At 32.3% G+C, this 15,845-nt stretch carries 12 protein-coding genes; 5 read left to right on the forward strand and 7 right to left on the reverse strand.

The genetic code is table 11. From position 1 onward, the window contains the following. Positions 1-46: 46 nt before the first annotated feature. The gene (locus KA830_RS09830) at positions 47-1,336 is read right to left on the reverse strand and encodes a YhgE/Pip domain-containing protein (protein ID WP_204179808.1); all 1,290 of its coding nucleotides are present in this window, start codon (positions 1,334-1,336) and stop codon (positions 47-49) included. A 160-nt stretch (positions 1,337-1,496) separates the two neighbouring features. Between KA830_RS09830 and KA830_RS09835 the strand changes: the two genes are divergently transcribed. The 3 genes from KA830_RS09835 to KA830_RS09845 all read left to right on the forward strand — a co-directional run bounded on the left by KA830_RS09835 (position 1,497) and on the right by KA830_RS09845 (position 5,259). Continuing rightward, positions 1,497-2,114: a TetR/AcrR family transcriptional regulator gene (locus KA830_RS09835; RefSeq protein ID WP_064209913.1), complete on the forward strand. Its 618-nt coding sequence runs from the start codon at positions 1,497-1,499 to the stop codon at positions 2,112-2,114. A gap of 399 nt (positions 2,115-2,513) precedes the next feature. Then, positions 2,514-2,858, forward strand: a complete 345-nt coding sequence (locus KA830_RS09840; RefSeq protein ID WP_073344805.1) for an ArsR/SmtB family transcription factor — start codon at positions 2,514-2,516, stop codon at positions 2,856-2,858. Next, on the forward strand, positions 2,851-5,259 hold the full coding sequence (locus tag KA830_RS09845) for a heavy metal translocating P-type ATPase (protein ID WP_204179809.1): 2,409 nt from the start codon (positions 2,851-2,853) through the stop codon (positions 5,257-5,259). Before KA830_RS09840 ends, KA830_RS09845 begins: the two co-directional genes overlap by 8 nt. A gap of 199 nt (positions 5,260-5,458) precedes the next feature. Here the strand turns inward: KA830_RS09845 and KA830_RS09850 are convergent, their stop codons facing one another. The 4 genes from KA830_RS09850 to KA830_RS09865 all read right to left on the reverse strand — a co-directional run bounded on the left by KA830_RS09850 (position 5,459) and on the right by KA830_RS09865 (position 10,661). Continuing rightward, positions 5,459-6,730, reverse strand: a complete 1,272-nt coding sequence (locus KA830_RS09850; protein ID WP_046206918.1) for an amidohydrolase family protein — start codon at positions 6,728-6,730, stop codon at positions 5,459-5,461. Between the two features lie 207 nt (positions 6,731-6,937). Next, positions 6,938-8,122, reverse strand: a complete 1,185-nt coding sequence (gene pbp4, locus KA830_RS09855) for a penicillin-binding protein PBP4 (protein WP_204179810.1) — start codon at positions 8,120-8,122, stop codon at positions 6,938-6,940. Positions 8,123-8,182: 60 nt separating this feature from the next. After that, entirely contained in the window at positions 8,183-8,863 is a 681-nt protein-coding gene (locus tag KA830_RS09860) for a M15 family metallopeptidase (RefSeq protein WP_046206916.1), read from the reverse strand. Positions 8,864-9,164: 301 nt separating this feature from the next. Further along, positions 9,165-10,661, reverse strand: coding sequence for a glycosyltransferase (locus KA830_RS09865; RefSeq protein ID WP_204179811.1), 1,497 nt, complete (start codon positions 10,659-10,661; stop codon positions 9,165-9,167). A 288-nt stretch (positions 10,662-10,949) separates the two neighbouring features. Here KA830_RS09865 and panB point away from each other — a divergent pair, with 288 nt between their 5' ends. Continuing rightward, the gene (gene panB, locus KA830_RS09870) at positions 10,950-11,762 is read left to right on the forward strand and encodes a 3-methyl-2-oxobutanoate hydroxymethyltransferase (protein ID WP_204179812.1); all 813 of its coding nucleotides are present in this window, start codon (positions 10,950-10,952) and stop codon (positions 11,760-11,762) included. Further along, positions 11,759-12,607, forward strand: a complete 849-nt coding sequence (gene panC / locus KA830_RS09875) for a pantoate--beta-alanine ligase (RefSeq protein WP_210123909.1) — start codon at positions 11,759-11,761, stop codon at positions 12,605-12,607. The genes panB and panC overlap by 4 nt, the downstream gene beginning before the upstream one ends. Before the next feature lie 85 nt (positions 12,608-12,692). Here panC and ptsG read toward each other — a convergent pair whose 3' ends face one another. Beyond that, on the reverse strand, positions 12,693-14,708 hold the full coding sequence (ptsG, locus tag KA830_RS09880; RefSeq protein ID WP_204179814.1) for a glucose-specific PTS transporter subunit IIBC: 2,016 nt from the start codon (positions 14,706-14,708) through the stop codon (positions 12,693-12,695). Between the two features lie 181 nt (positions 14,709-14,889). After that, the gene (gene glcT, locus KA830_RS09885) at positions 14,890-15,726 is read right to left on the reverse strand and encodes a glucose PTS transporter transcription antiterminator GlcT (RefSeq protein ID WP_204179815.1); all 837 of its coding nucleotides are present in this window, start codon (positions 15,724-15,726) and stop codon (positions 14,890-14,892) included. Positions 15,727-15,845 lie beyond the last annotated feature (119 nt).

The raw sequence follows: 15,845 nt of genomic DNA on the forward strand, positions 1-15,845 counted from the left end.
TTAGAGCGATGGTGTATTATATTTTATAAACTTCTGTTTTAAAAATTTAAGACGGAACTTCTGTACGTTTTGTACTGTGTTTTCTAATTATAGCTGCAATCAGTGCAGAAATAGCACCAAAAATCATGAATCCGATAAACATCCACATCGTTGTATCTAATTGAATGCTGCCATGTAAATATAAAATTTCTCTTAATGAGTTTGCATAATGTGCAAATGGATTCCAATCGACAATATATTTTTGATAAAAATCAGGCAACATTTGTTTTGGCAATGTTACTAATTGCATGCTGAAAAACATTAATAAGAAAAAGATTGGAACAGACTTCAAGCCTAACCAAGTCATCGTACCGAGTATAAGTCCGACAAATCCTATGATTGCTAATGCGATAAATGTAGCAGTTGTATTAGGCGCATTGAAATTAAAGTCTAATACTAGTTTCATAAAATACACATACGTGAAAGCTCCTACAAATGCTGTAACAATTGTCATGGCAATTTGTCCTAATGATGCAATAATACGATGTTGTATCGCTATGTTATTACTTGTTCTAAATGCAAAGAATAGTAATACAGAAATAATAATAGAACCCATCCAAACAGGCATAAACATTAAGAATGGACCATTGCCACCTGCTTGATGACTACCGATTTTATTTACTTTTTCACTATCCACTTTAACTGGGTGCGTTAAACTTTGAATATCTGATGCTTTTAAATCAATGTTTTGTTTCTCTAAAATATCTAAGCTTTGTTTAGTAATTTGTTGGTTCATTTTATCACCCATGCCTTTTAAAACTTGGGAAGACATTTGTGAAACTTGCGCGCCTGCACCATCATTAATAAATGTTTTAAAGCTTGCTTTTTGAGGTTTTATTTGTTGATTCTCGCCAGATTGTGACATTTTTTCTTGCATCATTTTAGCTTGTGCTGCTGGTATTTCTCCAGATTGAACTTTATCTTGCATTTCTTCTTTTTTAGAATCCATCACAACTTTTTGTGTTTTGCTTAAAGCATTTTTTGAAAAATCTTTTTCTATAACAGCTGCTCCAAAATATTTTTGTTCTTGCATCCCTTGTTTTAAATCTTTTTCATTATCAACTTGAATCCATTTTATTTTATTTGAATTACTATCTAGCAATTTATCTTCTAAATTTTTACCTATATTAATATTTTTACCTTGCATATCAACACCTTTATCGTTGTTAACAATTGCAATTGGAATATCTTTGGGTTTAGGGTTAAATGCTGGATAAAAAGCGACTGAAAATATTACAAATATTAGAATAGCTGCAATCGGTGCAAGCCATAATAATTTATTTTTAAAAATATTCATTTTTAATTCCCTCCTATTTAACGAACACAGTGTTGAATATTTATCACATTGTCTATTATAATAATTAGTAAGTAATATACAATATGCAATTATGTTCAAGACGTTCTTTAATGAACACTTTTAAGATAAATGTCTATTAAATAAAAAGGAGATTCAATATATGGCTGAAGACAGACGTGTTAGAAAAACACAAAATGCTATTAAACATGCATTTATACAATTATTAAATGAAAAAGACCTAGATAAAATAACGATTAGTGATATTACACACAAAGCTGATATTAATCGCGGTACTTTTTATCTCCATTATGAAGATAAATATATGCTATTAAATAAAATGGAAAATGATTATATTGAAGACTTGTCTAATACATTAAGCACAAAAGATAAATTTTATGTAGGCATGGATGCAGAAGCATTTGCTCGTATTTTTACTGAAGAAAAATTAAAAAAAATCATCCTCCATATCGATACAAACTTTGAATTCTATAAAACCATATTTATGTTAGAAAGAAGAAGCCAATTAGAAACAAAAATAAATCAAGTCATGTATGAAAATATGAAAAAACATTTAGTTACAAAAGATACGGTTGATGGCATTCCACTAGACTATTTTCACAGTTATGTAGCAGGTGCATCTATTTCTTTCATTAAATATTGGGTGAAAGATAATCGGAAAATTGATCCACAAACTTTAGTAGAAAGTTTATTTAAAATTGTATTTTATGGACCACTGCGTTTAATGGCAAAAGAACAATATAATATAAGCGAACAATAATATCTTTAATCTTGCAGTGTGGACAAGAATAACATTTTTCTATCAGTGTAATGTCCACTACTGCAAAATGAGTTGAATGTCTATATTTCACAATATCAAGCAAAAACATCAGCTTAAAAGTAAGAAATATATTCAATCCAACTCTTTTTTCATGTTTCTTTTTGTCGTTGCATGTTAACACATAATTATTGAACGCTCTTCTATATGTAATAATGGCATTATTGTATCCAACCCCATGCTTCTCTTAAACTCAACAAATATTTACTACTTTCACTTATTCCCTTCTAAAATTCAACAAATTTATATCATTTTCTTATTTTTAACGATAGTCCCTTCCATAACATATTAGAAAATGCTAATATGTTATATATTAAGTTTTACTAATATGAGGTGTTCAAAATGAATAGTAATGATTTTACATTACAGGCACGTTTTTTACATGGGCTTTCTAATAAAGTTAGATTAACTATTTTAGAATTATTAAAGGTCTCCGAAATGACTGTTAACGAAATTGTTTCAAGCTCAAAAATGAGCCAATCTAGTATTTCTCAACACTTATCTTGTCTAAAAGAATGTGGCTTAGTGACTGCTAGACAAGACGGTAAATATATTTATTACCAAATTAAAAATCCATATATTTTAGAATTATTGAGTTTGGTAGATCATATTGTAGAAGAAACAAAAGATGATATTATCACTTGTAAATACCATAATAACTTAAGAATGGATGATGCTGATGAATAAATCATCTGATGTTTGTTGCACTAACACTTGTCAAAATGCGAACAATGAAAAAGTGTCAAAAGATATAAAAAACGCTACTGACACATTACAGAAAGTTACTTTTCAAGTTAATGGTATCGATTGTAGTTCTTGTGCCACAACGATAGAAAAAGCACTCGTACCCTTAGATGCTGTTTACAATCCAAAAGTTAACTTCGCTACTGGTAAATTAACAGCCGAAGTGAGTACTGCAAATACGACAAACCAAATTATAAAAACTGTGGAAAAACTAGGTTATGATATTCAAAACACTCAACCACAATCAACACAAAACACAATATTTATGATTAAAGGCATGGACTGTGGAAATTGTGCTAAAACCGTTGAAAAACATGTTTTGAACCTTCCCTATGTAAAAGATGCTCAAGTTAACTTTTCTACAGGTAAACTTCAAGCCAATATCGATGGCCAAAATGAAAAAAATATTATAAAAGAAGTCGCTAAGATTGGCTATACTGCCACTTTACAAAACAATAAAAAAAATGATGAGCAGAAATTAAGATTATTTACTAAACCAATCATTTCTGCCATATTCATAATACTCGGGCTATTAATGTCAATAACATCTCTACCAATTGGATTTTCTTACATTTTATATACAATTGCCATATTGGTTAGCGGCATGAAACCATTTAAAAGTGCGTTTTATTCATTAAAATCCAAAAGTTTGGATATGAACGTCTTAATGACAGTTGCAGTTATTGGCGCTATGCTGATCGGTGAGTTTTTGGAAGGCGCTATTGTTATTTTCCTATTCACAATTGGTACTTTGTTACAAACAATTTCGATAGACAAAACAAGAAATTCCATTCAATCACTTATGGAATTAACGCCCAAAACAGCCAACTTATTTACCAAAGAAGGTATTATATCTAAAGATTTACATGAGATTCACGTTGGCGATATTATTCTTGTAAAGCCTGGAGAACGCATACCATTAGACGGCACTATTACTGAGGGAACGTCTAGCTTAAACCAATCACCTATTACCGGAGAATCTATACCTGTTGATAAAACAACGAATGATAACGTTTATGCTGGTTCTATTAATGAAAATGGTACATTGAAAATCAAAGTTACTACATTAGTAGCAGATACTACACTGTCAAAAATCATTAATATGGTAGAAGCAGCACAAGCAAACAAAGCACCTGCACAAGCATTTATAGACAAGTTTTCAGAAATTTATACACCTGTTGCTTTTGTATTAGCACTATTAGTAATGGCCATACCACCTATGCTTACATTAGGTTCCTGGGGTGAATGGTTCTATAAAGGACTAGAATTACTTGTTATCGCTTGTCCATGTGCGTTGGTCATTTCAACGCCTGTTGCTATAGTGACAGCGATTGGCAATGCGGCAAAAAATGGTGTACTTATTAAAGGTGGTAATTACTTAGAAGCATTAGGTTCTTTAAATGCATTAGCATTTGATAAAACAGGTACACTCACTGAAGGAAAACCTAAGGTAACAGCTGTTAAACATATGGAAAGTGATGAACAAACACTATTACAGCTTGCACTTAGCTTGGAAGCTTATTCAACACATCCTATAAGTAAAGCTATTGTGGACCACACCGCTAAATTAAATATTTCACCCAAACATGTTAAAGATTTTGAAAATATAACTGGTAAAGGTATCAAAGGTAAAATAGATAATCAAATCGTTTATGCAGGAAATCAAAGTTTGATTGAGTCCATTAATCCTAAAATAAAATCACATGCATCACTGTTTAGTCATTATGAAAAACAAGGTTACACAATCATTATCATATCCTCAACGACAACATTATATGGTTTGATCACGATTGAAGATCCATTAAGAGAAAATATAAAATCAACTATTCAACAGTTGCAGAAATACAACATTAAAAATACAGTTATGTTAACTGGCGATAATCAAGAGACCGCCAACAAAATTGCAACTCTTGCAGGTATTCGTGAAACTTATGCAAAATTAATGCCTAAAGATAAATTATCAGCAATTGAAGATTTACAAAAACGTGGTTATCGTGTTGGTATGATTGGTGATGGTATCAATGATGCACCTGCACTTGCTCAAAGTGATGTAGGAATTGCAATGGGAGGCGTAGGATCTGATACTGCAATGCAAACAGCAAATATTGTTTTGATGTCAGATAACTTGCAGCAACTTCCAAAATCTATCTCTATTAGTAAAAAAGCCAAAACAATTATCAAGCAAAATATTTACTTCTCAGTGATTATTAAACTGATTGCTTTCATATTAGTATTTCCTGGGTTATTAACTTTATGGTTAGCTGTCCTCAGCGATACTGGCGCTGCTATCCTAGTTATTTTAAATTCATTGAGATTATTAAATTTAAAAAAAGATAAACAATAAGCGAGCACAGTTCAAGTGCTCGCTTTTTATAATTTTTATATTTATATAAACTTTTTTACTACTAAAATATTATCTCAACGAATGGAGCGTCATTATAGTTTCATAAAATACACACTTCAATACACGCCATGAATACACAAAAAATGCTGGGACTTTCTATCGTCTCAGCATTTTATCTTATACGATGCAACTACACGTATTATTTTGTTTGGCGATCAATATCTAATGCAGTTGTATATTTCGGCTTTTCTTTTCTAAATAGATATTCACCATTACGTATCGAAGCAAGACAGTCAACACGTCGACGTTGTGCTTCAAATACATTTGGTGCGTCCAACACGATAAAGTTCGCTGGCTTACCTTCCGATAATCCATAATCCTCATCTAAATGCATTAATTTTGCACCGTTATAAGTAATTAAGTCGAAATTGCGTGGGAAATCTTCTTCTCGCATTAATTGTGTCGCATGCAAGCCATTATCTAAGATATTCATTAAATTGCCCGACCCTGCTGGGTACCATAAATCGACAATTGAGTCTTGACCAAAAGCCACATTAATATCATTATCTACAAACTCTTTAACACGTGTTAAACCTCTTCTTTTTGGATAACTATCTTGCCTACCTTGTAAATATAAATTTTCGGTTGGACAAGAGACAAAGTTTAAACCTGATTGACGAAATAGACCCATCATTCGAAATGCATAAGCATCATCTGCTGAACCAAATGAGCAAGTATGTGAAGCTGTCGTAGCATTTCCATAACCTTGTTTCATCACTTCAGCATTTAATATTTCTAAGAAACGCGCTTGTACATCATCTGTTTCATCACAGTGTACATCAATTAATTTATTATATTGAATCGCAAGTCTAACGATTTCTTTAATTGATTTCGTTCCTTCTTCTGGGCTCCATTCGTTATGTGGAATACCACCGACACAATCTGCACCTAATTTTAAGGCTTCTTCAGTTAAATCACGACCCGTTTTACCTTGCGCTTCAAAAGCGTACATACCATTTTGAGGAAACGCCACAACCTGAATTGTAATATTATCTTTCAATTCATCCCTTACTTCAAGTGCTGCTTTGATGCCCGTTAAATTGGGGTCAGTACAATCCGTCTGAGCACGTATATATTGTGTACCATAGCTTGCAACGTCTTTGACTGCTTGACGCATACGTGATTTCATCTCTTCTTTTGTAGTGCCTTTTTTATAATCATTCCATAAATCAATTGCTTCAAATAACGTCCCAGATGTGTTTTTGATTTGAGTGTCTTGTCCTGTAAAATAATAATCTAGATGAAGATGCGCATCTACATATGGTGGCAAGACCAAAGCGCCTCCTAAATCAATTACTTCATCCGCTTCACCAAGGTTCTTTCCAAATGTTTTAAACTTACCGTTTTCCACTAAAATTTCTGAAGCTTCATCATACTTATAAATTGATGCATTAATGAATTTTTTACGCATTCATAAAACCTCCTATACACTTCTACCATAAGCCTTAATACATGTATAAGCAATGATTACCCAGTGAATATGTTTGCAATGAATACCAACTTAATAGATTGAACTTAATTAACAACAAAAAATCTGCTGACACACGTCACACAATCGTGGTATCAGCAGATAAATCGAATGATTTAATTAGAAATATACAGATTATATTTGTGACATTTAATGCGCATCTTTGCTAAACAAATTTTTGAAAAATGCAGTAAATTTATTGTCTTCTTTTTTAACTGTAGCATCTACTTGGGGGGCATGCGAACCTTTCATAAATTGACGCTTATATGCCACATATACCTTGCCTTCTTTATTCACATTAAACTTTAAATGATCCATTTTTTTAGGAACTACATCATATAAATCCTGCTTAACTTGGTACGTTTTTCCGTTAATTTCGTGTTCGCCTTCACTTAATACTTTTCGGTATTCATATTTTTTAAATTGTTTATTAATAAGCGCATTGGCAATTTTATGGCGTTCATTTTTAGCTTTCATACTTGGATATGGCTTCACGTTGAGAATCGCTTCATTGAGACGTAAACCATTGCGTTTACCTGTTAACGCTAAACTATAACCTTCATCGCTTGTTCCAGTTTTCAATCCATCTGCACCTTTTAATTCAAATCGTTGTCCCTTTAAAGAAAGATTTTTTGTTTTTAAATTTGTTCCAAATTGTTTATCTGTCGTTTTAGAACTATATTTTAATATTTTAGGATGATCTTTTAATAAATGTTGCATTAGAATGGTCATATCATCTGCAGTAGTTTGTGTTTTACGTTCTTTTTGATATTGCTTGGGTGCATATTGTTGCAAAAGATGGTTGTCAGCACCTGTAGGATTCACAAAACGCGTATGATTCATACCGAGTTTTTTTGCCTTGTGGTTCATTTCATCTGTAAATTTTGATGTTGAACCACTCACCTTTTCCCCTAGAATTAGTGTCGCTGCATTGCTCGACTCTAAAGTAATTTGTCTAAGAAATTGATTAATAGAGTATGACTTTCCTCTCTCTAAAGGAACACTAGCCAAATCAGGTAATACAGACATTTTTTCATAATCAGAAGTGATTTTTATTTTGTCTGTAGGTTTTATATCTCCGTTTTCGATTGCATCCAATGTCAAATACATCGTCATCATTTTAGTCAACGAAGCCGGATCCGTTACTTTTTCAGCTTTATCTTGATATAAAATTTGACCTGTTTGTGCTGTCACACTAACACTTTCTGGTTTATATTGTGTACTTTGCTTAGAACTCGGTGATTTTTCTGTTTCAGCAGTTATTGTCGTTGTTGGTGCAATAACAGTTAAAGTGAGCAACCAACTTAGCATCACCACACTTAATTTCTTAAACAATGATGACCATTCCTCTCTAAAAATTTATATTAACTAATCAAGCACATTTCGAATTTGATCTTATTTTTTTGGATATAGATCTAAGTACTCTTCTAATGTTTCATTACTTTTATATAATTTTTTAGCTGTATCTTTTCCAACATACCTGATATGCCACGGTTCATATTGGTATCCCGTAATATGTGTTTTATTCTTGGGATATCTGATGATAAAACCGTACTTGTAAGCATTGTCTTTGAGCCACTGACCTTCCTCGGTCTTACCAAAAGAAGTTTTAAAGTTGGTGTCTGTATTCTCAGAAACAATGTCGTATGTCAGTCCAGTTTGATGTTCAGAATGTCCTGGTTTCGCACTATATTTATTGGCTGCTTTTTCTCCATCTCTTTGAACATATTGGTCAAATAACTGTTCTTGACTTTGATAACTTCTGAAACCACTAGCGTTTGATAATTGAAATCCTTGTTTATTACCATCATTTAAAAGTTTCTGTAATGCATGACGTGCTTTTTTATTTTCTCCAGGGTTAAAATGTTCTGGTAACGAAATATCTTTGTTCACAATTAAAATATCATCAATATACGTTACACCATGCTTCACTTCTTTGTGATGCTTATTTTCACTATTGCTACTTTGCTGTTTTTCATGATTTTTACTGTCTTTATGCTCAGCTTCATTTTCTTGAGCAGAACATCCAACTAAGACTAAACACAACATGATAATCAATAATTTAAATTTATTCATTGTTACTCCTTTTTAAAAAGTATAATCAAAACAAATATTGACGAACAATAAAATAGTTTAAAAAACAATTGCAATTAACATTAATATAACACGCTGTATATAAGAGACAAGTATTTTATTCAATTTATTAATATTTTAAATCACAACGACCAACCTTCAAATGGATAATAACAAAATAAAAACAGTGACACTGCTTTGATTAAGCAATGACAACTGTTTTTTCGTATATGTTTTATTTTGTAAAATATGCAGCAGAAACATACTGATTAATATATGATAAAGAGAGACGGAAAAAATTTTATTATTTAGTATACCCGATGTCTTGAAATAGTTTTTTATAATTTTCTACAGCTTTATCATGACTAAGTTCGGGTCTAGTCTGTACGTTATTAAATGGCTCATCGATGATTTTAGCCATACAGTCAGCAAACGCTTTAATATTATCTGGCTCAACGAGATAACCATTCACACCATGATTTATAATCTCTGACGGTCCATATCTCACATCATAAGCAATTACTGGACAACCAACTTCGATACTCTCCATGACAGTTAAACCAAATCCTTCAAATTTACTTGTTAAAAGTGAGGCTTTTGATTGTTGAAATTCTCTCAAAGGATTATTCGTAAAAGCGTTGATTTCTACTTGATCCTGAATGCCAAATTGCTCAATTAAATCCAACAACACTTTTTTCTGTCCATCTTCATCCATACCAAATATGGATAATTTCGTATCATAGCCATAATCTAAAAATTGCTTATACGCTTTAATTAAATGGTCTACTTGTTTTTGAAAACCTAATCTACCTATAAAAACAAAGCGATCTAAATTATTTTCGTTTGCAAGTGATTTATAAGTTTTAATCGAATGTGGTATTACTGATAATTGTCTTTCATCTAGTGGTACTTGGCTAAAAATATCTTCTTTTTGTTTTTCAGTTAATATTAAATATTTTTCTACTTTTTCAGAATGATTGAGCGCAAATTTATATGAACCTTTCATTTGTTGTCCATTCAAATGACTATTATGAAAAACTAAAATATTTTTAGTCGCATGTTTTTGATTTAATAATGGTTCATCTAAAAGTCTGGCATCATTAAATACCACATCATCTTCACTGAACCGATGGTCGAAATAATATTTAAATAATGCTTTTTCACTATTAAAGGATAAGTAAGGTCTATCATCTTTATAAAGTTGGATATAATCTAAACTTTCTCTCTTTGTATTAAAAAATTTTTTACAGTATATAGCTCCGTATGTATCAAAATAAACTTCACATAATTTTGAAAAAGGTTTATGCGTGTAATAAATCTTTCTATGCAATTGACCAAATTCATTATATTCCCAACGTTCTAACCGTTTTTTACTAATAGATGACATAAAATCTTCAAGTTGAACTATATTGCTATTGTCATAATATTTTCTGTACAATACATAATTATTATTTTTGTAATATCTCATAACATTTCCATCTTTAAAACTTTTACTTTCCAACCCTTCGAGTTCCCGGTCCATCGTTTGATACTTTGGTTGCTTTTTAAATTTAGTCTTTGGCGTTTCTAATAGTTTGAAACCACTCAGCCAATCATATAAATTTTCAAATTCTGTATGCTCTGTCACCTTTCCTTCATTTATAAACTTTTCATAAACAGATGGATAATTGGCATTATAATTCGTTGTTAAAATTTTACTTTTGATTCCCAATTCACTATCTATTAATTTTATTCGGCTTAGCAATGCTTTAGTTCTGCCTCCATGTACTGGTGGTAATGTGCTCGTTATTGTATAAATCATGATTTCCCCTCATTCTCATCCCTAAAATCTATTATTGATATCATTTGCTTTAATAAATTTTAAAACTAATAATTTATATTGTGATTTTACTTATTATTTACTATTTATTATAAACTAATATGTATTACACACCTAATATTATTTGCAATTTAGTCGATTTTTCTCGTAGAAAACATTTTAATTTATTTATCAAGTATAAAAGATGTATTAAATTAATTTTATTTTTTGAATACATTCGTTAATATATGATTAAATATAAAAATATTGAGACAACGGAGTTGAGTTTAATTGTTAACATTAAAACATTTAATTGATATGAAACAGCACGCAAATAAAATTTCAATGGTTACAGCTTATGACTATCCTAGTGCAAAACAAGCAGAATCTGCACAAATCGATACCCTTTTAGTTGGTGATTCTTTAGGTATGACTGTCTTAGGTTATGAAAGTACAGTTCAAGTAACAATGTCAGATATGATCCATCACGCGAAAGCTGTGCGACGTGGTGCCCCTAATACATTTATGGTTGTTGATGTTCCTTTTGGCGCTGTTGGCATCAGCGAACACTCTGATTTAGAAAATGCTATAGATTTATACAAACAAACTAATGCAAATGCAATCAAAGTTGAAGGTGCACATTTAATTGATTTTATAAAAAATTGTAATCACATTGGTCTACCAGTCGTTTCACATTTAGGACTTACACCACAAAGCGTTGGTATTACTGGGTACAAGATGCAAGCCAATACAAAAGAAACAGCACAGCAACTCATAAATGATGCTTACGCTGTACAACAAGCTGGCGCCATTATGCTCGTTTTAGAAGCTGTTCCGAGTGATTTAGCTGCACAAATCACCAAAAATTTAGACATCCCAGTGATTGGTATAGGAGCAGGTAAGGATACTGATGGACAAGTATTGGTTTATCATGATGTGCTGAACTATGAAGTGCCACACCAAGCTAAATTCGTCAAGCAATATGGAGACTTTTCCAGCGGCATAGCAGCTTTAATGCAGTATCATAAAGAAGTCAAAAACGAAATATTTCCTGATGAATCACATACGTATAAAAAACAAATTATGGATGAGGTATCAGAATGACAACATTAATTACATCTATTCAAGAAATGAGTAAACTAAGTGCAAATTTAATAGAAAATAATCAGTCCATCGGCTTTGTTCCAACCATGGGTGCTTTACACGAAGGCCATTTGGAAATGATGTCACAATCCGTAATGGAAAATGATGTTACAATCATCAGCATTTTTGTAAATCCACTACAGTTTGGACCAAATGAAGATTTTGATGCATATCCTAGGAATATAGACCAAGATAAAATTAAAGCAGCATCGGTTGGTGTAGACTATATCTTTTATCCTGAAGCAGAAGAGATGTACCCTGAAGAACCTACGATAAAGTTAAATGCTGGTAGGCTCGCCACTGTTTTAGAAGGTGCACAACGTCCTGGCCATTTCAATGGTGTCATCACAGTTGTTAACAAGTTATTTAACATTATTCGCCCACAACGTGCGTATTTCGGCAAAAAAGATGCACAGCAACTAGCTATCGTCGAAAAAATGGTCATGGATTTTAATCATCCAATAGACATCATTGGTGTTAATACAGTACGTGAATCTGATGGTCTCGCTAAAAGTTCACGCAACGTTTATTTGACGCATACAGAACGACAAGAAGCGCCTGCACTATATAAAAGCTTACAGTTAGCAAACGAACAATATCTTCAAGGAGAGCGTGATAGTGCCAAATTAATAGACACAGCTAAAACATATATTGAACAGCATACATCCGGTAACATAGAAACGGTAGCTATATATAGTTATCCAGAATTAGAAGCAATCACACACATTAAAGGGAAAATTTTCATTTCACTAGCTGTAAAATTCAGCAAAGCACGTTTAATAGATAATATGATTATCGGAGATTAATTGATTGAATGATAAGATTAATACTTTTTTTCTACAAAAAACCTCTTAATTACACGATATTGTGAATTAAGAGGTTTTATATATATTATAATTTAATTAATACTTCTCCTATATCAACTGCACCATTATGTGTTGTTTTAATCTCGTGTTCTCCTGAGTTAGTTACGATAATCGGCGTAATATCACTTTTCGCATGTGTTTTAATATAGTCTAAATCTACAGTCATAAGTGATTGACCTTTTACAATCGTGTCTCCAGAATCTACATGGACTGTAAAACCTTCTCCTTGCAATCCAACAGTTTCTAAACCAAAGTGAATTAACACTTCTACACCTGATTCAGATTTTAAACCTATCGCATGTTTGGTAGGGAAGACTAACTCTACTGTGCCATCAAACGGTGCCACAACCTCTCCATTAGCTGGATAAATCGCAAGACCATCACCCATTAATTTATCACTAAATACTTGGTCTGGTACTTCATCCAACGGTACTGTACGACCTTTAAGTGGTGCATAAATCGTTTCACCTTCAACTGTAACTGATTCATTCATCGCTTCACTTTCAATCGTTGTCTCTTCTGGTTTTGTGATATTACCAGCGATAATTTGTGCCATATCATGCTTAATTTGATCTGATTTCGGCCCAAAAATAGCCTGCATATTATTGCCTACTTCTAGTACGCCTGAAGCACCTAGTTGTTTCAAAATTTCAACATCTACTTGAGATTTTTCATTAACTTCTACTCTTAAACGTGTAATACATGCGTCAAGATGTTTAATATTTTCTTTTCCACCCATTGCATCTAAAACTTTAAATGGTAACTCACTTACTGATACAGAATTATTTTGCATTTCTTTATCTTCTCTACCAGGCGTTTTATAATTTAATTTTTTGATAATAAATCTAAATATAAAGTAATAAAGTATTGCATAGACTATGCCTACTGGAATAACAAGCCACCAAGCTGTCTTATTAGGTAAGATGTTCAACAGTAAGAAATCAATAAATCCACCTGAGAAAGTATAGCCTAAATGTACATTCAATAAGTACATAATTAAGAAGCCAAAGCCGTCTAGCACTGCATGAATAAAGAACAAGAGCGGTGCTACAAATAAGAACGAAAACTCTAACGGTTCTGTTATACCTGTAAGAAATGATGTTAAGGCACCTGATAACATCAGACCACCAACCACTTTACGATTTTCTTTCTTCGCTGAATGATAAATTGCTAGAGCAGCAGCAGGTAGTCCAAACATCATTACTGGGAACTCTCCACCCATGAATTTACCAGCTGTCAGTGGTACATTTTCAGTGATTTGAGCAATAAAAATTCGCTGATCTCCATGAATAATTTGTCCAGCCGCATTTTTAAAACTTCCAAATTCAAACCAGAACGGTGCATGAAAAATATGATGTAAACCAAATGGTATTAACAAACGTTTAATAAAGCCAAATAAGAATACGGCTATTCCTGTATTTGATTCTAAGAGACCTTCACTGAATGCATTTAAACCATATTGAATGGTTGGCCAAATCCATGCCATCGGAAATGCAAGAATGAAAGAACACGTTGCCATCATAATCGGTACAAAGCGTTTACCAGCGAAAAACCCTAAATAACTTGGCAATGAAATATTATAGAATTTGTTATAACACCATGCAGCCAACGCCCCAATGATAATCCCTCCAAACACACCTGTCTGTAAGGTAGGTATGCCTAGTACATTTGCATAACCACTAGCAGCATCACTGACATTATCTGATGTAATACCTAAAAATGCACCCATGGTTTTATTCATAATCATAAACCCTACAAATGCAGCAATCGCAGCAACACCATCTCCGCCAGCTAAGCCGATAGCCACGCCTAATGCAAAAATCATAGGTAAATTATCGAAAATGACAACCCCTGCGCCTTCCATCATTTGAGCAACATGTTGAAATCCATCTGCTTTAATAAATGGGAGATAAGATTGTAAAACGTCTCCTTGTAAAACTGTCCCAAAAGCTAATAACAAACCAGCTGCTGGTAGAATGGCCACAGGTAACATCAAAGCCTTACCTATACGTTGAAGCTGACCAAAAAATTTCTTCCACATAATATATCCTCCATTTTCAAGAAACTATGTAACGTTCATGTACAAAACATAATATATTATAAGTCTCTATATTTTTGCGTCAAAACAAGGTCAAAGGCACAAAAAAAGGCATGAGTAAATAAACTGAGCTTTTGCTCTGTCTAAGTACTCATGCCTGATCGAATCAGTTACACGTGCTTATTTATTGTTGTGTTAAGTGGTTGATATGTAACGTTAAATAAATAACTTCTGCTTCGTATACCGTGACACCTAACTGTTTTTGCATCATTTTCATTATTTTGACAGCAACATTATAGCACAGCGGATAATGCGCTTTCAACATCTTTTCAAATTCAGTTTGCGACTTGATCGTTTCCCCTATACTCAGTCTTCTAATTAAAAATTGAATATGTCTAATAAATCTTTGATATTGTACAGACGTCGTATCAATAGATTGGTGTAAATCATGCTCCACAATTTGAATACATTTACTGATTAAATCATTAATTTTATTCATTTCACTTATTGTTAGCTTTTCCATATTAGATGCAATATGTAATGCTATAAAACCAACCTCATCTTCTGGAAATTGAAGTGACAATACCGAATTGAGTTTATAGATAACTGAAGCAGCTATTTTATAAGCTTCAGGGTATAGATGTCTCGTTTCGATTGCAAAAGGGTTATTAATATATTGATTTTGCATGAGTCGTTTATATGCAAATATAATGTGATCCGTTAACGCTACAATTAAGCGATTATCATCAATTTCTAAATCTGTATTAGTAATCATATTAATCGCTTCAATAATCGCTTGAATGACAGAATCATCGGCATGTTCAATAAGTGCTTTATAATGTTCTTGTTGCTTTTTCTGTTCTAGCGCATAAACTTTTTCTATCATTGTCTCATCATCTACAACCATCCCTGGTCTCTTATTGAACCCGATTCCTTTGCCAATAAGTACCACTTCACGCTCTTGATGCATACAAATAATAACATTATTGTTTAATGGTTTTGTAATTTGATATTGACCCATCATATACACCTTTCTAAGTTATTGCTTAAAATTATATAGTGTATTTCAATAAATTAAAACTAAGAAGATGTAGCTCTTTCAAATTAATCATATTTTATAAAAAAGATGGTGTTTTTCTC

The organism is Staphylococcus sp. GDY8P119P, assembly GCF_017892075.1.
GTDB classification, from domain to species: Bacteria; Bacillota; Bacilli; order Staphylococcales; family Staphylococcaceae; genus Staphylococcus; species Staphylococcus ureilyticus.